The 18,679-nt window shown below is 46.4% G+C and carries 15 protein-coding genes; 6 read left to right on the top strand and 9 right to left on the bottom strand.

Annotated features, from left to right (window positions below):
• The first annotated feature begins 10 nt into the window (after positions 1 to 10).
• Positions 11 to 1,213, top strand: a complete 1,203-nt coding sequence (gene pcaF / locus AOC21_RS03435; protein WP_215392391.1) for a 3-oxoadipyl-CoA thiolase — start codon at positions 11 to 13, stop codon at positions 1,211 to 1,213.
• A 12-nt stretch (positions 1,214 to 1,225) separates the two neighbouring features.
• Positions 1,226 to 2,833, top strand: a complete 1,608-nt coding sequence (locus AOC21_RS03430) for an MFS transporter (RefSeq protein WP_215392390.1) — start codon at positions 1,226 to 1,228, stop codon at positions 2,831 to 2,833.
• On the opposite strand, the gene AOC21_RS03425 is transcribed toward AOC21_RS03430, so the two are convergent.
• From AOC21_RS03425 to AOC21_RS03415, 3 genes are read right to left on the bottom strand one after another with little or no spacing between them, the layout of a single operon-like run.
• Positions 2,830 to 3,795 (bottom strand): tripartite tricarboxylate transporter substrate binding protein, encoded by a 966-nt coding sequence (locus tag AOC21_RS03425; RefSeq protein WP_251371566.1) that lies wholly within the window; start codon positions 3,793 to 3,795, stop codon positions 2,830 to 2,832. The two genes, AOC21_RS03430 and AOC21_RS03425, sit on opposite strands and share 4 nt — an antisense overlap.
• A gap of 37 nt (positions 3,796 to 3,832) precedes the next feature.
• Positions 3,833 to 5,032 (bottom strand): CaiB/BaiF CoA-transferase family protein, encoded by a 1,200-nt coding sequence (locus tag AOC21_RS03420; protein WP_215392388.1) that lies wholly within the window; start codon positions 5,030 to 5,032, stop codon positions 3,833 to 3,835.
• The gene (locus tag AOC21_RS03415; protein ID WP_215392387.1) at positions 5,029 to 5,973 is read right to left on the bottom strand and encodes a hydroxymethylglutaryl-CoA lyase; all 945 of its coding nucleotides are present in this window, start codon (positions 5,971 to 5,973) and stop codon (positions 5,029 to 5,031) included. Before AOC21_RS03415 ends, AOC21_RS03420 begins: the two co-directional genes overlap by 4 nt.
• A 59-nt stretch (positions 5,974 to 6,032) precedes the next feature.
• On the opposite strand from AOC21_RS03415, the gene AOC21_RS03410 reads away from it, so the two are divergent.
• Entirely contained in the window at positions 6,033 to 6,755 is a 723-nt protein-coding gene (locus AOC21_RS03410; RefSeq protein WP_215392386.1) for an IclR family transcriptional regulator, read from the top strand.
• Between the two features lie 78 nt (positions 6,756 to 6,833).
• Here the strand turns inward: AOC21_RS03410 and AOC21_RS03405 are convergent, their stop codons facing one another.
• The 6 genes from AOC21_RS03405 to AOC21_RS03380 all read right to left on the bottom strand — a co-directional run bounded on the left by AOC21_RS03405 (position 6,834) and on the right by AOC21_RS03380 (position 16,186).
• Positions 6,834 to 6,977: a hypothetical protein gene (locus tag AOC21_RS03405; protein WP_215392385.1), complete on the bottom strand. Its 144-nt coding sequence runs from the start codon at positions 6,975 to 6,977 to the stop codon at positions 6,834 to 6,836.
• A 63-nt stretch (positions 6,978 to 7,040) separates the two neighbouring features.
• Positions 7,041 to 8,357 (bottom strand): Y-family DNA polymerase, encoded by a 1,317-nt coding sequence (locus AOC21_RS03400; RefSeq protein WP_215392384.1) that lies wholly within the window; start codon positions 8,355 to 8,357, stop codon positions 7,041 to 7,043.
• 1 nt (position 8,358) lies between these two features.
• Positions 8,359 to 8,850 (bottom strand): LexA family transcriptional regulator, encoded by a 492-nt coding sequence (locus AOC21_RS03395; RefSeq protein WP_215392383.1) that lies wholly within the window; start codon positions 8,848 to 8,850, stop codon positions 8,359 to 8,361.
• Between the two features lie 271 nt (positions 8,851 to 9,121).
• Positions 9,122 to 9,625 (bottom strand): DUF1993 family protein, encoded by a 504-nt coding sequence (locus tag AOC21_RS03390; RefSeq protein WP_215392382.1) that lies wholly within the window; start codon positions 9,623 to 9,625, stop codon positions 9,122 to 9,124.
• Positions 9,626 to 9,677: 52 nt separating this feature from the next.
• Positions 9,678 to 13,202: an exodeoxyribonuclease V subunit beta gene (locus AOC21_RS03385; protein ID WP_215392381.1), complete on the bottom strand. Its 3,525-nt coding sequence runs from the start codon at positions 13,200 to 13,202 to the stop codon at positions 9,678 to 9,680.
• Between the two features lie 8 nt (positions 13,203 to 13,210).
• Positions 13,211 to 16,186 (bottom strand): PD-(D/E)XK nuclease family protein, encoded by a 2,976-nt coding sequence (locus AOC21_RS03380; RefSeq protein ID WP_215392380.1) that lies wholly within the window; start codon positions 16,184 to 16,186, stop codon positions 13,211 to 13,213.
• A gap of 97 nt (positions 16,187 to 16,283) precedes the next feature.
• Here AOC21_RS03380 and trxA point away from each other — a divergent pair, with 97 nt between their 5' ends.
• The 3 genes from trxA to AOC21_RS03365 all read left to right on the top strand — a co-directional run bounded on the left by trxA (position 16,284) and on the right by AOC21_RS03365 (position 18,646).
• Positions 16,284 to 16,610 (top strand): thioredoxin TrxA, encoded by a 327-nt coding sequence (gene trxA, locus AOC21_RS03375; protein WP_068948270.1) that lies wholly within the window; start codon positions 16,284 to 16,286, stop codon positions 16,608 to 16,610.
• A gap of 256 nt (positions 16,611 to 16,866) precedes the next feature.
• Complete coding sequence (gene rho / locus AOC21_RS03370) at positions 16,867 to 18,129, top strand: transcription termination factor Rho (RefSeq protein ID WP_011903147.1); 1,263 nt, start codon at positions 16,867 to 16,869, stop codon at positions 18,127 to 18,129.
• A gap of 169 nt (positions 18,130 to 18,298) precedes the next feature.
• Positions 18,299 to 18,646, top strand: a complete 348-nt coding sequence (locus AOC21_RS03365) for a type B 50S ribosomal protein L31 (RefSeq protein WP_068948267.1) — start codon at positions 18,299 to 18,301, stop codon at positions 18,644 to 18,646.
• Positions 18,647 to 18,679 lie beyond the last annotated feature (33 nt).

Here is an 18,679-nt window from a genome sequence, read left to right as displayed (position 1 = left end):
AAGATTAAAAATGAAACCTGTCTATATTTGCGATGCCATCAGAACCCCTATAGGCCGATATGGTGGGGCTTTGTCAGGGGTACGAGCCGATGATCTGGGTGCTGTACCGATTAAGGCATTAATGGAACGTAATCCGCATGTGAAATGGGATGAAGTAGATGAAGTCATCTATGGTTGCGCAAATCAAGCAGGCGAAGATAATCGTAATCTTGCTCGCATGAGCTCCTTATTGGCAGGGCTATCGCCCGATGTTCCAGGCTCCACAATTAATCGTCTATGTGGTTCTGGCATGGATGCTATTGGAACTGCTGCACGTGCTATTGCTTCAGGAGAAATTCATCTGGCTATTGCTGGTGGTGCAGAAAGTATGAGTCGCGCACCTTATGTCATGCCGAAAGCTGACTCTGCATTTTCACGTGGACATTCTCTGCAAGACACTACGATTGGTTGGCGCTTCATTAATCCCTTGATGAAAAAAGCATATGGCGTAGATTCGATGCCTGAGACCGCAGAAAATGTTGCCGATGACTTCAAGATCAATCGTGCAGATCAGGACCAAATGGCGCTGCGCAGCCAAACGAAAGCTGCTGCCTCTCAAGCAAGTGGTCGCTTTGCCAAAGAAATCACTCCTGTCACTATTCCACAGAAAAAGGGGGATCCGATCGTCGTTGATCAAGATGAACATCCTCGCGCTACCACTATCGAGGCGCTTACAAAGTTAAAGCCCATCGTTCGCCCAGACGGCACCGTGACTGCAGGAAACGCCTCCGGGGTGAATGATGGCGCGTGCGCACTACTGCTTGCTAGCGAAGAAGCTGTTAAAAAATATCAGCTCAAACCAAGGGCTAAGATTTTGGGTATGGCAACAGCTGGTGTTCCCCCCAGAATTATGGGCATTGGTCCCGCTCCTGCATCTAAAAAGATTTTGAAACGTCTTGGTATGACAGTCGATCAAATGGATGTCATTGAACTGAATGAAGCATTTGCTTCTCAGGGACTTGCTACGCTCCGCGATCTAGGGGTTGCTGATGATGATGCGCGAGTCAATCCTAATGGTGGTGCCATCGCCTTAGGCCATCCACTCGGCATGAGTGGTGCACGTCTGGTCACTACTGCACTAGTTGAATTAGAAGAAAAGCAAAAGCGTTATGCGCTGTGCACTATGTGTATTGGGGTTGGTCAAGGCATCGCCATGGTGATTGAGCGAATCTAATACTTAGATCTTGTGAATCAAACTCCGACCCAAACACCACGTACTGAGGGCTGGCTATCGCCCTTGAAATATAGCGTGTTTAGAGCGCTATGGTCAGTATGGCTAGTAGCCAATATCTGCATGTGGATGAATGATGTTGCTGCAGCATGGACTATGACATCATTGACCACTTCTGCAACATTGATTGCATTGGTGCAAACTGCTTCAAGCTTGCCGGTTTTACTTTTAGGCATTCCGAGCGGCGCACTCGCCGATATCATCAATCGCAAACACTATTTTCTATTTGCGCAGATCTGGCTTGCAACGAATGCCACTGCATTAATGCTGTTTCTGGCTTTTGATGCACTCAACCCTTACTTACTGCTTTTCCTGACATTCACTAACGGCATTGGCCTTGCTATGCGCTGGCCTATCTTTGCGGCTATTGTTCCCGATCTTGTGCCTCGCGATGCCCTACCCTCAGCGCTCGCTCTCAACGCGATCGCCATGAATACCTCCAGAATTGTTGGCCCTCTAACAGCTGGAGTAATTATTGCAGCCGCTGGCAGTAAATATGTTTTTGCGTTAAATATGATCTTGTCACTCATCACTGTGATTGTTGTGATGCGTTGGAAATATCAAAATTATGTTTCTGCACTACCGGGTGAGCGCTTCGTCGGCGCCATGAGAGTCGGCATGCAGCATGCCTGGCAATCCAACCGGATGCGCACCATTGTTGGAAGAGGGTTCTTATTCTTCTTCCAATCAACTGGTCTGATTGCCCTATTGCCTGTGATTGCCAAGGATCACTTTCAGGGCGATGCTCACACATTTACCTTATTGCTATCTTCATTAGGGCTGGGAGCCATTCTTGCAGGCTCACAATTGCCACGCCTCAGAAAGCGGATCAAAACCAGCAACCTCATTACCTACGGCCTGATCTTGTTAACAATTGCCTCAAGTGGTGTTGTTTTGGTTCCGGATCTTTGGCTTGCATCTTTATTAATGATGGCTTGCGGAGCAGCCTGGATTTCTGTGGCGAATTCATTAACCACTTCAGCGCAGATGACCCTGCCTGGCTGGGTTCGCGCTCGGGGTATGTCCATCTACCAAATGGGCTTGATGGGAGGAAGCGCTGCAGGAGCTGCTGCTTGGGGGAAATTAGCCGATGAATTTGGGGTAGTCAATAGTATTTTGATGAGCTCTGTATTTGGATTCATGGTGCTTTTTTTCATTCGTAAGCATCGGATCGATAACCATCCATTAGAAGACTTCACTCCAGTCTGCCCATTAGAGCGCCCTCATCCTAGCGCCGATATTGATATGGATGCTGGTCCTGTCATGATTTCGATTGAGTATCAAATTCATCCAGAAAAATCTGAGGAATTTAAAAAACTCATGACTAAATCCAGAAAGTCACGCCTCAGACAAGGCGCTCTTTCCTGGAGCTTGTTCAATGATGCTGAGCACCCTGGAAAATTTGTTGAGTACTTTGTATTTAATACTTGGGCAGATTACCTCAGAAGATTTGATCGCTTCACAGCTGAGGATCTTAAAATGCAAGAAGAACGTCATCGCTATCACATCGATGAGCACCCACCTAAAATTACTAGGCGGGTTTCCTCAGCTATCAAAGATTAATCTAGCTTAATTCCTGAAGCTTTAACGGCGGCGCTCCATTCGCGCTGTTCGGTCCGGATGTATTTCATCACGGCAGCAGGGTCTCCGTACATTGGAGAACTGGCCTCTTCACGTAACTTGGCAATCAGCGCTGGATTTTTCAGGGCTGATTGTGCAGCTTCATTTATTTTCTTGATGATTCCTGGTGGCGTTCCAGAAGGCGCAACTAAGACCTTCCAATCGATCGCCTCAAAACCTTTGTAGCCTTCTTCGCTAACGGTGGGGACTTGTGGAAGCATCGCAACGCGGTTAGCTGACGTCACCGCTAAGGCGCGCAACTTGCCCCCAGCAATCATGCCCAACACCGATTGTGGAGTAGCGAACATGAAATCAGTTTGACCCCCAATTAAATCCGTAATGGCCGGGGAGGCGCCTTTATATGGAATGAATGAAATAACGTAACCGGCTTTGCTAGCTAACATCTCACCACCAATATGACCGACCGTGCCGGCACCAGCGGTCGCCTGCTTATAAAAGTCTGGTTTTGCTTTTGCAGCCTTCACAAGATCGCCCAAAGATTTCCAGGGTGATGTTGATGGAACTACCAAAACCATGGGTACTTCAGCAACCAAAGCAACTGGCACCAAATCATTTACCGCATCAAATGGCATCTTGCTAATTAACGCTGGATTGATCGCTAAATTGGCAGTTTGCCCCATGCCCATCGTATATCCATCAGGCTTTGATTTAGCTACTACCTCCATGCCGATGTTGCCACCACCGCCTGGTTTGTTATCAACCAAGATAGTCCATTTCAGTTCTGAACTTATTCTTTCCGCCATCATGCGCGCAACCGTATCGGTACCACCGCCAGGTGTGTATGGAACAATTAACTTAATGGATCTATCGGGATAGTTTTGAGAAAAACAAGGGGATGCAGTGAGAAGGCATATGGATGCAATTCCGATGAGCAATTTTTTCATCTTTTCACCTTCATTACGCATAGATACACCCTGTATTTCAACAATTCACTGAACCATTGGACACTAGCCCGTCAATCTCAGATTCGGAATACCCCAGTTGCGTCAAGATTTCCTTTGTCTGCTCACCTGACTTAGGCGGATTTAAGCGCACACCCAATCGCTGCCCGTCCATCATAATGGGCAATAGAGGGGTGGTGGTTTGATCGCCAGCTCTAGGACCATCCGTGAGGGTAATGGGTGCTAGGCCACCTGTAGCGATCAAATGTGGATCGTTAAATAATTCTTCTGGCTTGGTGATGGGAGCAAAAGGTAGGCCATGCTCTTCAAAAATTGCAGATATCTGCGCAGCGGTATACCCAGAAATTCTTTTTTTGATTTCTGGAATCAGAGTGGGTCTTGCTACTACTCTCTGATTATTCAACTGAAGACTTGGATCATCGAACAGATCTGAAAAACCGAAAACATCACAAAATATTTTCCATTGCGTATCGGTAACAACAGCCAAAAATACTTTTTCGCCATTCCCCAGTTCGAATACATCGTAAATTGCCCATGCAGAGATGCGACTTGGCATCGGCTTTGCTGGTTTGCCAGTCATCGCATACTGCATCATGTGCTGACCAACTAAAAATACATTGTTCTCAAATAAAGAGCTTTGAATTTCTTGCCCCTCACCCGTGATCTCTCTTTGTCTTAATGCCGCCATAACGCCTATGGCCCCAAATACACCACCCATAATGTCATTCACAGATGATCCGGCGCGCAGAGGCCTATCCTCTGGTCCAGTCATATAAGCTAGTCCACCCATCATTTGAACCACCTCATCTAAAGCAGTGCGATGATCGTAAGGTCCAGGCAAAAAGCCTTTATGAGATACATAAATGAGCTTGGGGTTTGTCTTTTTTAGAGTTTCATAATCTAAGCCGAGCTTTGCCATGGTCTGCGGCTTAAAGTTTTCACTCACAACATCAGCTGTGGCAACTAACTTTTTTACCAACTCGATACCTGCTGCAGACTTCATATCTACGGCAATACTTTTCTTATTGCGATTGAACATAGGAAAAAATCCTGCGCCCGAGCCCACTAGTTCTCGCGTTTTATCCCCCTCAATTGGTTCAACCTTAATGACTTCTGCACCGAGGTCACCCAACACCATGCCGCAAGTTGGACCCATCACCATGTGAGTAAATTCAACAATCCGAATACCCGCGTATGGCAGCGTTTTCTGTTGACTCATTGTGTACTCCACTGGGTTGCTGCTGCAAAACCCTTAGGTAAACCAGCCTCAGAAATCATTCCATAGATTTGCTCATTAGGAACGCCGGCCTGAAGTGGCTTGCGCGCCTCCAGTAGCAAATCCAAATTGATACCCGTTTTAATACCCATCGCTTCAAACATAAACACCAAATCCTCAGTGACTACGTTTCCAGAAGCCCCGGGGGCGTAAGGACACCCGCCAATGCCGCCCATAGACGAATCAAACGAAGTCACGCCAACCTCATATGCTGCCAGGCAATTTGCCAAGCCTAGTCCACGCGTGTTGTGCAGATGGGCTGCACCCGCATGCTGACCGATCGCCGCCTTTAAGCGTTTAAATAGCCTTTGGATTTGCGCAGGGTTTGCATAACCTGTTGTGTCCGACAAACCAGATTCGTCTGCGCCAGCCTCAATAACCTGCTCTGCCATCCGTATCACATCATCCTCAGATACCAATCCTTGCAAGGTGCATCCAAATGCGGTTGCTATACCAGCCTCCACCTTCACTTGTGGTGCAACTTCTTTTCGATAAGCAGATATTTTCTTTACCTCCTCAATCATCTCTTCGCGCGTCTTGCGTACGTTTGCCAAGGAATGTGCGGCACTTGCCGATACCGGAATAGTGATCTTATCTACCCCAGCTTCAATAGCGGCTTGTGCGCCCCGTAAGTTTGGTACTAATGCCATTACTGTTAAACCGGGCAATGTTTTTGCATAGCGCACTACCTCTGCCGCATCAGCCATTTGCGGCAACAATTTAGCTGGAACAAATGAGGCTACTTCTATTTCTTTTACGCCAGCCTGATAAAGCGCGTGAATCCAAGCATGCTTTGCTGCGGTTGGCATGATGGACTTAATTGATTGAAGCCCATCTCTTGGACCCACTTCGCTGATTAATACATCGGTTGACGCGGAGTTCATTAAGTTCTATCCTATGGAATATAGTTCTATTATTAAAACATAATTACCCAACCCTGTCGATGCCAAAAAAATCTACCAAGCCTGCAGCAGAGAGCATCGCTCTCACCACATCTGGCGTTGCATCCGTTGATAAGGCTTTAGCAATTTTGCGGTTGTTTTCCTCTGAGCAGCGCGAACTGTCTCTGCATCAAATTTCTACAAGCACTGGTCTTTATAAAAGCACCGTATTGCGAATGCTGGCCTCTCTTAGCAATGCCCTATTAGTCATGAAACGTGCAGACGGAATATATGTACTTGGACCAGCGATTGCCACACTGAACACCGCCTACCAAGAGCAAGAATCTCTCAGCATGGTGATTATTCCCGCTCTGGAAAACCTTGTTAAATCTACTCAGGAAAGCGCGGCTTTTCATGTGCGCGAGGGAAATAAGCGACTCTGTCTATTCCGCGTAGATTCGCAACAAGCGTTAAGAGACCATATCAAGGTTGGAGATTTATTACCTATTGATAAAGGCGCTGGCGGCAAAGTATTGCAAGCTTTTGAGGGCGCTTCCGGAAAAGTGTTTAACCAAATTAGATCTGATATGGTGCTTGCCATCTCTGGCGATAGAACCAAAGAGATCTCAGGAATCTCTGCTCCGGTCTTTACTGCTGATGGGCTGATTGGCGTAATCACGCTGACCATGCCAACCTATCGCTTTGATCCTAGTAAATTAACAGCTGTTAAGGCTAGCGCCAAGAAGTTGACTGAACTTCTTGGCGGTCAGTTCGCCTCAATATAGAAGTAAATGCAATAGCAGATGGCCGTAGTAGGGAATAAGGAATCCGTGATTTCCTTATTCCCCCTCTGCCTACTGCTTTTACTGATACTTACGAGCAAATACTTGCTTGTTAGAAGATTCGCTGCGCTTAGTGTTTTTCAATACTGCACAGTAAGACAGGATCATGATCACTGCCAATGAGATGCCGTTAAAGTTATTCATTAAGTTGCTGATTGTGTTCATTTACTTCTCCTTTATGCGTTGTTGCTTGTTATTGACTGATTAATTGATTTATTACTAAATTCTTTATCTAGCTATCGGCAGCTCATCCCAGCGTGTGGTGTAATTCGGCGACCTATTGTTTGATCTCATCCGCCACTCTTGCTTAGCGCCATTAGTGCCTGCGGCTGCGGACCTAATGACTGCATTGCCAAAACGCGTATTAATTTCATCTACCGCCTTCATGAGGTGCGCAGATTTGCCTTTGGTTTCGATATCGTCAAATAAGGATTGCTGGGCTGTTGGCTTGTCACTAATTAAGTTCAAAATGACGCCCGCTTTTTTGTAACGAAAGCTTGCTTGATAGATTTGCTTGAGGCCTGCAAGCGCTGCATTGGTTAGTGTCAGCGTGTTATCTGTTGGGTCTGCCAAGGGAATCGTCACGCTTTGATGATGCTGTGGCTCGTTTTGCTTAAACGGATTAGTCTGAATAAATACCGTGAGCGCACCCGTAGTGCTGTTTTGTGCTCTGAGTTTTTCAGCTGCACGCGCCACATGGGTGGCAACTGATTCTGCAAGCTCTACCTGGCTCGTCACCAACTTTCCAAAACTGCGTGAAGCAATGATTTGCTGTTTGGCTGGCGCGACTTCTTCCAACTGCAAGCAAGATGTCCCGCGCAGCTCGTAGCAGAGACGCTCCATAACTACGCCAAACTGTTGACGCATCGCTTGTGGTGAAGCTTGTAAGAGATCAAACACGCTCAGAATATTTTGGGCTTTGAGTTTCTTGGCAATTTGTTTGCCTACACCCCAGACCTCACCCACTTCAGTCTCACTCATCCACTGATAGAGCTCTTCATTTGCCATCGCATTGACATCACATATGCCAACAAACTGCTTGTGCTTTTTAGCTAGGTGGTTAGCAAGCTTTGCCAAGGTCTTGCTGGCACCAATGCCTACACAGACTGGCAAGCCGGTGGTATCTTTGACTTGCTGCTTAATCTTCTGACCCAACTCAATTGTGTCTTGATATTGCTTAAGTACAGTCTCGATCTGCAAAAAACTCTCGTCGATGCTGTAAACCTCCAGGTTTGGAGTGAAAGCTCTCAACACCTGAACTACACGACTGCTCATGTCGCCATACAAGGTGTAATTAGATGAATAAGCTTGAATACCATGCTTTTTGGCAAGATCCTTCATCTGAAACCAAGGCGTACCCATTTTTACGCCAAGCGCTTTGACTTCAGCACTACGCGCTACGGCACAGCCGTCATTATTCGATAGCACCACCATCGGTACCTCTTCTAGCCTAGGCTGAAATACGCGCTCACAAGAAACGTAGAAATTGTTTACGTCTACAAGCGCAAAGAGTGGAGTGGATGTAGTTTGTGAATTGGAGTTCATCTCACTTCCCATTTCTGCCACTAGCATTGCTGTACTTACGCACTACTCCAACCACTACACCCCAGATTTGCAGCTCACTGCCTTCGTTAAAGGTAATAGGTTGATAGTTTGGGTTTTCTGGTTGCAACTCGATGCGACCACGCAATTGGTAGAGTCGCTTGATGGTGTACTCGCTGTCGACTACAGCAACCACAATGTCTTTATGTTTTGGCTTTAGGGCCTTATCAACAACAACCTTGTCGCCATCACAAATCCCCGCGCCCAGCATCGAATCCCCTTTCACGGTAAACATGAAAGTGGCTGGTTTGTTTTGGACGAGGTAATGATTCAGATCAAGACCGTCTTCGGCGTAATCTGCCGCTGGGCTAGGGAATCCAGCTGAAATCCGATGGCTAAGGAGCTTGAGCTCATAGGCGGCAAAATGCCCCGCCAAGGCTTGCGGTGCCTGACTGAGGGTTACTTTTGCAGGGTTCATTACTTGCGTCATAGTCATTAATATACTGTATGTTTATACAGTATATGTAAAAACCGCAAAAATGGGCTTATTTTTGTTGTTTTAGGGCTATTTGCTCAAAATTTAGGCAACAAAAAACCACCCGTAGGTGGCTTTTCAGGGCTACTCCGCTCTTAGCAAAAAGCAAACGCTAGGATCGCCGGATCATCCACAAAAGCATTGGAGAGATAAATGCTGGCGCGGTAAAGCCAAGGATTTATCTCATTCATGATTTGTGAAAAATATTCCATGCCTCCATTGTAAGGCTTACTTAACCGCCCAGGTAATCCATCTTCCCGACCTCGACCCCGTTATGGCGCAGGATGGCATAAGCAGCAGTTACATGGAAGTAAAAATTAGGGATGATCCAAGTTAACAGATATTGCTCACCAACAAACTCAAAGCTCCACTCTTTAATCGAGAACTTAATTTCTTTTGCTTCCGTGCCATCCACTTGCGCTGGCTTGAGGCTATTAGCAAAAGCAATGGTTTTGGCGATGCGCTCTTGCAACTGGGCAAAAGTAGTTTCGTTATCCTCAAATTTGGGAGGCTCAACACCAGCTATACGTGCCATGCCGTTTTTCACTTGATCGCAAGCTATTTGCACTTGCTTGGACAGCGGAAACATATCCGGAGCAAGGCGCCCCTCTACTAATACTGCACTATCAAGACCTTTAGCGCCCGCAAACTCTTCGCCTTTTTTGAGGATATTAGAGAGGTTAGTCAGCATCTTATTTAATTGCGGAACAGATGCCTGATACATTGAAATTGCCATAAGGTTTTCCTAAGAAATGAAAGGGCGGAATTACTTAACCGATTGATTCAGTTTAATGGACCTCTTTAATCTCACCTTTAGATGAAATTAAATAAGCCTTGTTGGATTTGTCTTTTCTAATTCGGGTCAGCTCAGCCTGATAGCCCTGTAACTGCTTGCGGTACTTTTCATACTGATCGCTACCCACCTCTGGAATGGTGAGCTTGTAGTCGATGATGGCTAAGTGATCATCGAGCTCCACTAGGCGATCCATGCGATAGCTCTTGCCATCTTCACTGGCGATGTCTAATTCATTCCAAGCCTGAACCCATTCGCCCGATGTCAGATAGCGCTTGAGCTCTGGAGTAGTCAGCACTTTTTGGACGTACGCAATCAGTTTGATTGCACCCTCTTGATCTACATCCAACCAATTCATGAGCTCTTGCTCACTCGGCATAGATGGCTTGTTTTGATTGGCGGAGTCTGGGGTAATGAACTCTAGCAACTTATGGAAGTTTGTGCCCTCTTCCAGGATTTCTGGATCGGGATTGCCCGCCCGCTCATCTGCACCCGCAAAAACTTCAACCGTCACACCGCTCTCGATGTCAGACAGCATTTGCGTATGACTTTCTTGCGCAGAGCCCCATTCCAAGACAAAATCCTCAACCGCATTTTCTTGCGCAGGTTTGATGGCCTCAAACTCCTCCGTAGCCACTACTTGCTCGCCTACCTGATACACAGACAACTCAGCCTTGCTTGCCCTGCCATACCAAGAAGTCTTATCTAAGCCGCTGGGATTATTGGTAGTAGGTTTTTGGGCATCTCCACTAATCCACAGGCCTTGGCGTGCACGAGTCATGGCAACGTACAAAAGATTCCAATTTTCTTTTTCACCAATTAGCTTCTCAGCCTCATTGATCTCAGCGCGAGGGCTAGTCAATGTTTTAGAGGTAAACAGGGATAAATGGGACGGGCTCTCTTCTTGTGGCACCCAATCAATTAAGACGCCACTGTAGTCGACATTGGTAGCGGTATTGTTGGCATCCAGGATGATGACAAAAGGTGACTCCAAGCCTTTAGCACCGTGAATTGTCATGAGTCGCACACGCTTATGGCGATCTTCTTCTGACATTTCACTCTCTTCATCGACTTCGGCTAGGTTGCCATCACTTGCCGCATCAACATCCCCCTCATCAGGCGTTTCATCATCATCGCCACGGCGCTTGATATTCATCTCCTGAATAAAACGACTCAAGCTTGGGTATTGACCCCCATCTTGATTTAGCGCCACCTCTAAGAAGGCGTCCAAGTTTGCCAAGACCTGTGGTCGATCGAGATCCTGACAGACTGCAGCATATTTGAGGCGTACATCACCCTCTTGATAAATACGGTCAAGTAGGTCATGAACCGGCAAGCGCTCGCCCAAAAGATGCCAATGCTTAAGATAGCGCGCTGCAACTTGTAGCTTTGCATCTTTACTGTCTTGCAAGGCATCCCACCAGGAGCGGTAATGACCAGATGTCATCGCTACCGCCAATTGCTGCATTTGTTTTTCAGAAAAACCAAAGATCGGACTTCTAAGAACTTGGGCCAGCGGTAAGTCATGACGAGGCGTTACTAAAACGGTCAGCAAGGCAATGAGGTCATCGATCTCTAGAGTATTAAGCAATCCACCTAAGCGTGGACTCTCATAGGCAAGCTTTACATCACGCAGCGCTCTTTCGTATTGAGGCAAATATTTACGACGTTTTACCAGCAACAGGAAATCACTTGCTCTGGCCTCGCGCCATATTTCCTTGCCACCTTCTTTATCTGCCACCTTACGCGTAGCAACAATTTCTTTAATGAGGCGCGCAACCAACTCACCCTCATGTTGACGCTGAATCACCCCAACTGTTTCGCTTGAATCGGCAATAGCACCATCAAAAGCACTACCCTCTCTTGGTTCCTGCGTGTGCTCTGAATAAGCAATCAAAGGCAATAAATAAATCTCGCCTTTCCCAGCATATGCACCGGTAGGTCTATCCTCATTCGGAGTGGTCCACAGAGTATGCTGCTCCGTATATGGGTAATCGGGTGGCACTTGCTCACCCCGAAAGATCGCATTCACTACCTTATTGATTTCATGAGCATTGCGACGCGTTTTATCCTGCTCAATATAAGCAGCTTCATGATGTTGATGTAAAAACTGCGCTGCGCTTACAAACAACCTAGGATCAGCACGGCGAAAGCGATAAATCGACTGCTTAGGATCGCCCACAATAAATACTTTTGGCTTCTCATCACCTACGCTATAGCCTGCTAACCAGGCTCGCAGAATTTGCCATTGCAATGGATTGGTATCTTGGAACTCATCTACCAAGATTTGCTTGTACTTTGCATCTAGGCGCGATTGAAGATACGCTGCGTGCTCAGACTCCCCCATCAGCAAGCTAACACCAACTTCCAAATCATCAAAATCACGCACACGCATATTTTCTTTTTGAGCATTGGCGTGCGCCATCATAGATTGATTCAGGGCAAACCAAGCTTCATTGATAGCAAATGCATCCTGCTCGGCTTGCCATTGGAGGTATTCATCAAAAGTATGGCCCCAGTTTTGCTTAATAGAGATGAAGTCACCGATGCGATCAGCCTTACCTTCACTCCTTAAGAAAGTGTCTAATGCACCTAAAACAGTATCGTTACCGCTGCGGTACTTCACAGGGCTTTTCGTCAAAAAGACATCTTGCAAACTCTTAGCAATATTCATCACATCGCCGCCATTCTTTTTACACACTAACGCTGGTAACAAATTTGGCAAAAGCTTCTGATCATTGCTGCTGCTATTTTTAAAGCAATACTCTAAAAACTCTAGATCAACCAATGCATTAGGCGCATTCCACTGAGCTAGCAATGGATTAGGTAGATTCAACTTATGCAGGGACTCTTTTAGGCGCTCTATGGGCGTGATGCCAGTTCGATCACATTGCTTCGCAAAGAAAGTCCATGCACCTCTTTGCTTAAAGAGACTGCTTTTACCCATTAAGAGTTTTTGTGTCTCGTGAGAGCCTAAATATTTGAGTAAGACGTCGTAATGCGCTTTGAGCTCTGGCGTGAGATCGCCCCACCAATCATCAAGACACTCATCTTGGAGTCGCTTCGCATCCTCACGCAACTTGAACCCCGGCTGAATGCCAAGTGATACCGGGGCTGCACCCAGCAACCTGCCAAACCAGCCATGAAAGGTATCGATCACAATCGGCTGTGGATTTGCTAGCACCTGCTCATAAAGCGCTTTGGCTTTAGGAAGGTATTTTTCAGCTTGCGTCTTTTCCATACCTCTAGCGGTAAGTTCTTTGATTAATGAGACATCATCACTTTTAGAAAATTGCTCCAGCAATCCATATAGGCGGTCACGCATTTCTTGCGCAGCCTTACGCGTAAATGTTAGCGCGAGAATCTCTTGCGGCTTCACATCATCTAACAAGAGACGAACCATACGCGCTACCAACAACCAAGTCTTACCGCTTCCTGCACAAGCAGAAACAACTACCGAGCGCTGCGGATCACAAGCGAGCTTTTCTGAATAAGCTTGCTTAGCCGGAAGGGTATTCATTAGATAGCTCACCAAATTCCCTTCCTACAAACGCCTCTTGCTTCGCAGTATTGGCAGACACCTTCAGGCGCAAATGCTTGCATTGGCTTTTTGGCCCATAGCTGTTCCACATCTTCTGTCATCTGCTTAGAAAACTGCTGCATCATTTCTGTCATATCCATTACTTCTTGGCTGCGCAATGCTTTTTGCTCGCCCTTAGAAATATCCGCCTTCAAGGCTACCCACTCTGCCTGCCGAACCTGATGCCCTGATAACTTATGGCTTTCTTGACCCTCATTTGCGGCACGAGCATAGATCAATAGCTGAGGATCATCTAAGACATGCTCGGCCCGAACTTTAACTCTGTCAAAGTGTTGATTTTTGTAATCAATCACTGAAGCAATCTTGCTGTCATCTACATTGACGTCATAGCGGTCGGCATAACCTTCAATGCGAATCATTTTGATATTGCCGTCAGCATCCTGAAATGGCAGATCAAAACCAACCTTGACTTCGCCATCAAAATATTCCCAACCTGCTTGCTCCCGCTGCAACTGCCAATCCACAAAACTGGGGATTTGTTTTTGCCAATCTCTTAAGGTACCCATTACCCTAGCATCACCCTCAATCAATACGGCGAACTCTTGCTCTGAATAATCATTTAAGCTTTTTTCCATCCAGGTACGCCTTTGATCGGCGTCATTCTTAAGTGATGGATTAGTATGCTCATGGGTTTTAAGGGCATGGTAAAAACGCTTGAGCAACTTATGCAAAGTTTGCCCTGCCAGTGAAGCATCAAAGCCTTCATCAAATTCTTTGTTCTTGCGTAAACCCAATAAGCTACGTACGTAATAACGATATGGGCAATCCCGCAAAGCCTTATAAGCACTAGGGCTCATTGAAAGCGGCATCGGCAGATCTTCTTCAAAATGCGCAACTGCCATTTCCATTGGCGCGGCCTCAAAAGTACGTTTTTTCAATTGAACTGGAATGGCTTCCCACTTCACTTGATTTTGTAAACGCTGTATCCAAGCCGATGGTCTGAGCGGTTCTCCATTATTACTTTTGCTTTGCCAGAGTAAATCCACGCTGGGACATGACACCAGCAATTGCGAAAGATCTCTAGATTGCTGCACAAACTGCATGGCTATCGTTGAGGTCTTTAATAACTGATTAAGCGCATCTGAGAAAAATAATGGCGGCTCTGAATAAGCTGGCAACTGCTGCTCATCGCAACCTACAACAACCACCGCTTCAAAGTCACGCATACGTGTAGAACTCAAAGGCAAAATGTTCAGTGTGGCTTTAGCTTCCTTGCCAGCCTCTTGATAGCTCGCACCTTCAATAACCGTTTTCAGCAAACTAAGCCACTCACTCAAACGTATAGAAGTTTGTTGGTATTGCGTCTTACTTAAATCAAATGTCTTGAGCACCTCTAGCAATTGCTTGCCGGCCGAGTCTTTTTCAAGGCTCTGATCCATGCCGGCCGCTTGAAGATTAACCCGCAACAGCTGATAGGCCGTATTGCAATCAACCTTAAGCATCAGCCACTCATGATGACGCTCTCGAGCAAACTGCAATAACTCAAACAATGCTGCACTTGGCATCGCGCTAGCAGTTTTTGCCGCATTCGCTTGCGCGCCCTCAATGGCTAGGTGAAAAGTTTTCCAACCGGACTCTGCTTTGCTGCCAATTAAAATATCTTCAAGCTCTGCAATCAACCCAACACAACTTTCAGCGTCTCGTTGCAAAATCTTGCCAAGATCTAGAAATGGATTCTGCAAAAACTCAAGCAAGATTTTTGCGCTCGGCCCATCTTTAGGGGCCCTAATGAGCTCCAGCCAACTATTGAGAGCTGCAGCTGCGCGTGTAGTAGATAACTTCCAACCGGTTTCATCACGAATATTGAGTGCTGGACCTAGGCGTGAAAGTAATGCGCGCGCCCTTCTCGCTACTAAACGATCTTGCGCAACCAATGCTAAATTGGTTTTACCGTCAATGAGATGCTGCTCAATTGTTTTGGCGGCAGCCCATGCTAATTCTTCAAAACGTTTCGCGGCTATAAGTCGCCAGCCCTTACTTTGAGAGCGTTTTACATTTTCTAAGGCTTGAGTCCTTGCTTGTTCACCCGCTTCAGATCCAATAGACTCAGGCCACATGCCCACGTCGCGCCAATCCATCTTCGCCTCTATTACTCGTGCGTACTGGGCATACTCATTAAGCAGCGCACCAATAATCTCTTGGTCTATTGGTGTTGGATCAGCAGTCTCCACCCATATCAATGGCCTTGCTGGCTTTGCACTCTTATTTGCCTCGAGATGAGCAGCTATTGCAAACTGATTGCGAAATGCGGGATCACTCACGCTTGCGGTGTAACGCCAAAACTCAAGCAAGACCTTAGTCTCTTGATCTACTACCTTACGCGCCATTCCTGAATAGACTTTGGCTACAGTACCATCTAATAATGCTTGCGCCTCACCAAGGCAAAGCTCACCAAGATTACTTTTTTCAGTTTGTTTTTTCTGAATGAATTCATGAATCTGTTTTTGAAGTTGCGGACTCACCGCCGTTGATAAGGTGTCACACGCTTTCACAATCGCTTGGGCCAAACCCCATGCGCCAGACTCAGTCTCCGCCTTAAACCACGCCTGTAAATTTTTATGTTTACGCAAAGTAGCATAAACACCTAGCCATCTTTCCAAATCACTTTGCTTCTTTGGAAATTGCCAAGCGCCTGGCGCAGACTCGAGCCAATCAGTAAAGCTGATTACCTGGGGCAAGAACGCGGCATTGCTCGACAGGTCTTTTGGCCGATTTAATTCAAGGGCTGCCCTCACCCCAATAAGTGGCCCAGCAGTACTAAGCACCACTAAGGGGCGCTGATTAGTTTGCATTGCACAATCCCAAATACCTTTTGCCAACTGGGTTAGCGCTTGGCTATTGGGCGTGATTGCCCAAGCTTGTGGCTGCTTTTGGTCAGGAAGATCAGGGAAAGACTGGGACATTAATGGAGTAATTTTTCTATTTTGAGCAGAACGTTCCGCTTATTGCTAATATAAGCGTTGTAACGCAATAACTAAATAAGCTAAATAAGGAATTTTCATGAGTGCCGGCATTAAATATGTAACTGACGCCTCCTTCGAACAAGACGTCCTCAAGTCCGACAAACCTGTTCTGCTCGACTTCTGGGCTGAGTGGTGTGGTCCTTGCAAAATGATTGGTCCTATCCTGGAAGAGCTCTCTGGTGAGTACGGCGACAAGCTACAGATCGCAAAAATGAACGTAGATGAGAACCAAGGCGTTCCTGCCCAATTCAATATTCGCGGCATTCCTACCTTGATCCTCTTCAAAAATGGCACCGTGGCTGCTCAAAAAGTAGGCGCTTTGGCCAAATCTCAGTTGACTGCATTTATCGATAGTCATCTGTAAATAGTCTCAGACCACAGGTTCACAAGTTGAGCCTGTGGTTTTTACCGTTTTACCGTAGTTGTCAGACCCGTTTTTTAGTGTAGTATTACTCAAACGCACTAATCAGTGCTCCGATTTCCAGCAATTTACCTCCCCCTCTTTTAGCAAACATCCCAAATTCTGTTTTTCCACATCTGCGTGATCTCTATCAGCGCAGAGTTACCTCAAAACAAATTTCCTCTATTCATTTTTATCCTTACCAACACCCGAGAACCACATGCAATTAACTGAACTCAAAGTCCTCCACGTATCCGCTCTGCTTGAAATGGCAGCTAGCTTGGAGATTGAAAACACTCAACGGATGCGCAAACAAGAATTAATGTTTGCCATTCTGAAGAAACGCGCGAAGGCTGGTGAAACAGTATTCGGCGACGGCACTTTGGAAGTATTGCCTGATGGCTTTGGTTTCTTGCGTTCTCCTGAAGCCTCTTACATGGCTTCTCCTGACGATATCTATATTTCCCCTGCGCAGATCCGCCGCTTTAACTTGCACACTGGTGACAGCGTGGAAGGTGAAGTGCGTACCCCTAAAGATGGCGAGCGTTACTTTGCATTAGTAAAAGTGGACAAGATCAACGGTTTGGCTCCAGAGGCTCTTAAGAACCGCATCATGTTCGAAAACTTAACGCCTTTGCACCCTAACCGCGTAATCAGCCTAGAGCGTGATATCAAGGCTGAAGAGAACCTCACAGGCCGCATTATCGACATGATCTCCCCAATTGGTTACGGCCAACGTGGCTTGATCGTAGCCTCACCTAAGTCAGGTAAGACTGTGATGATGCAGCACATTGCTCATGCAATTGCAGCCAATAATCCTGAAGCAATTTTGATCGTACTGCTCGTTGATGAGCGTCCTGAAGAAGTGACCGAGATGCAGCGCTCCGTTCGCGGTGAAGTGGTTGCCTCTACTTTCGATGAGCCAGCCGTGCGTCACGTTCAAGTTGCCGAGATGGTGATTGAAAAAGCCAAGCGTTTAGTAGAGATGGGTAAAGATGTCATCATCTTGCTGGACTCGATTACTCGTCTTGCTCGCGCATACAACACTGTTGTTCCTTCATCAGGAAAAGTGCTTTCTGGTGGTGTGGATGCAAACGCATTGCAACGTCCAAAACGTTTCTTCGGTGCAGCACGTAATATTGAAGAAGGTGGCTCATTAACTATCATTGCTACTGCCCTGATTGAAACCGGCAGCCGTATGGATGACCTCATTTACGAGGAATTCAAAGGCACAGGCAATATGGAAGTTCACCTTGAGCGTCGCTTGGCTGAGCGTCGTGTTTACCCATCTATTAACCTCAATAAGTCTGGTACCCGCCGTGAGGAGCTCTTGGTGAAGGCTGAGAACCTCCAGAAGATCTGGGTATTGCGTAAATTGCTGGCAGATATGGACGATATCGAGGCGATGAACTTTATCGTCGATAAGCTCAAATCGACCAAAAATAATGGTGAATTCTTCGACTTAATGCGTCGCGGAGGTTAATTTAAGGGTCTAGGGGGCTGTTTTAGCCCTTTTTAGACCTCTAAAGCGAGCTTTGTCCTTGATTTCATGGCATAATTTCGCCTTTGCTGCACCATTAACTTGCTTTTAAAACCTGGGAAAGTATTTCAGCCAATTTGGCTCAAACGGCTACCCGCTCATAGGACTCAACATGAAACCTGGCATTCACCCCGAATATCGCGAAATCGTCTTTGTAGACGTTTCCAATAACTTCAGCTTCAAGACTCGCTCCACTATGTCTACTAAAGAGACAATCAAGTGGGAAGATGGCAATGAATATCCATTGGCTAAAATCGAGACTTCATCTGAATCACACCCTTTCTACACTGGTACCCAGAAAATTATGGATACCGCTGGTCGTGTTGAGAAATTCCGTCAGAAATTCGGAACTAAAGCTGTTGCTAAAGCTTCCGGTGATGGCGCTGCTAAAACAGCTGAGAAAAAAGCTGCTGCTGCAGAAGCTAAAGCTGCTGAAAAGCCAGCTAAGAAGAAGGCTTAAACCACTTCTATTCGCGGGGTATGTTAAATACCT

This window comes from Polynucleobacter sp. VK25, from assembly GCF_018687355.1.
Lineage (GTDB): Bacteria > Pseudomonadota > Gammaproteobacteria > Burkholderiales > Burkholderiaceae > Polynucleobacter.
Note: the sequence above shows the minus strand (reverse complement) of the source record. Positions and strands in the feature narration are given on the sequence as shown.

What these genes read in the sequence shown, in the direction of transcription:
- AOC21_RS03385 (WP_215392381.1), bottom strand. Translation starts at nt 13,202, where the DNA reads ATGAATACCCTTCCGGCTAAGCAAGCTTATTCAGAAAAGCTCGCTTGT.
- AOC21_RS03365 (WP_068948267.1), top strand. Translation starts at nt 18,299, where the DNA reads ATGAAACCTGGCATTCACCCCGAATATCGCGAAATCGTCTTTGTAGAC.
- rho (WP_011903147.1), top strand. Translation starts at nt 16,867, where the DNA reads ATGCAATTAACTGAACTCAAAGTCCTCCACGTATCCGCTCTGCTTGAA.
- AOC21_RS03380 (WP_215392380.1), bottom strand. Translation starts at nt 16,186, where the DNA reads ATGTCCCAGTCTTTCCCTGATCTTCCTGACCAAAAGCAGCCACAAGCT.
- trxA (WP_068948270.1), top strand. Translation starts at nt 16,284, where the DNA reads ATGAGTGCCGGCATTAAATATGTAACTGACGCCTCCTTCGAACAAGAC.
- AOC21_RS03390 (WP_215392382.1), bottom strand. Translation starts at nt 9,625, where the DNA reads ATGGCAATTTCAATGTATCAGGCATCTGTTCCGCAATTAAATAAGATG.
- AOC21_RS03425 (WP_251371566.1), bottom strand. Translation starts at nt 3,795, where the DNA reads ATGAAAAAATTGCTCATCGGAATTGCATCCATATGCCTTCTCACTGCA.
- AOC21_RS03400 (WP_215392384.1), bottom strand. Translation starts at nt 8,357, where the DNA reads ATGAACTCCAATTCACAAACTACATCCACTCCACTCTTTGCGCTTGTA.
- AOC21_RS03415 (WP_215392387.1), bottom strand. Translation starts at nt 5,973, where the DNA reads ATGAACTCCGCGTCAACCGATGTATTAATCAGCGAAGTGGGTCCAAGA.
- AOC21_RS03410 (WP_215392386.1), top strand. Translation starts at nt 6,033, where the DNA reads ATGCCAAAAAAATCTACCAAGCCTGCAGCAGAGAGCATCGCTCTCACC.
- AOC21_RS03405 (WP_215392385.1), bottom strand. Translation starts at nt 6,977, where the DNA reads ATGAACACAATCAGCAACTTAATGAATAACTTTAACGGCATCTCATTG.
- AOC21_RS03395 (WP_215392383.1), bottom strand. Translation starts at nt 8,850, where the DNA reads ATGACTATGACGCAAGTAATGAACCCTGCAAAAGTAACCCTCAGTCAG.
- AOC21_RS03420 (WP_215392388.1), bottom strand. Translation starts at nt 5,032, where the DNA reads ATGAGTCAACAGAAAACGCTGCCATACGCGGGTATTCGGATTGTTGAA.
- pcaF (WP_215392391.1), top strand. Translation starts at nt 11, where the DNA reads ATGAAACCTGTCTATATTTGCGATGCCATCAGAACCCCTATAGGCCGA.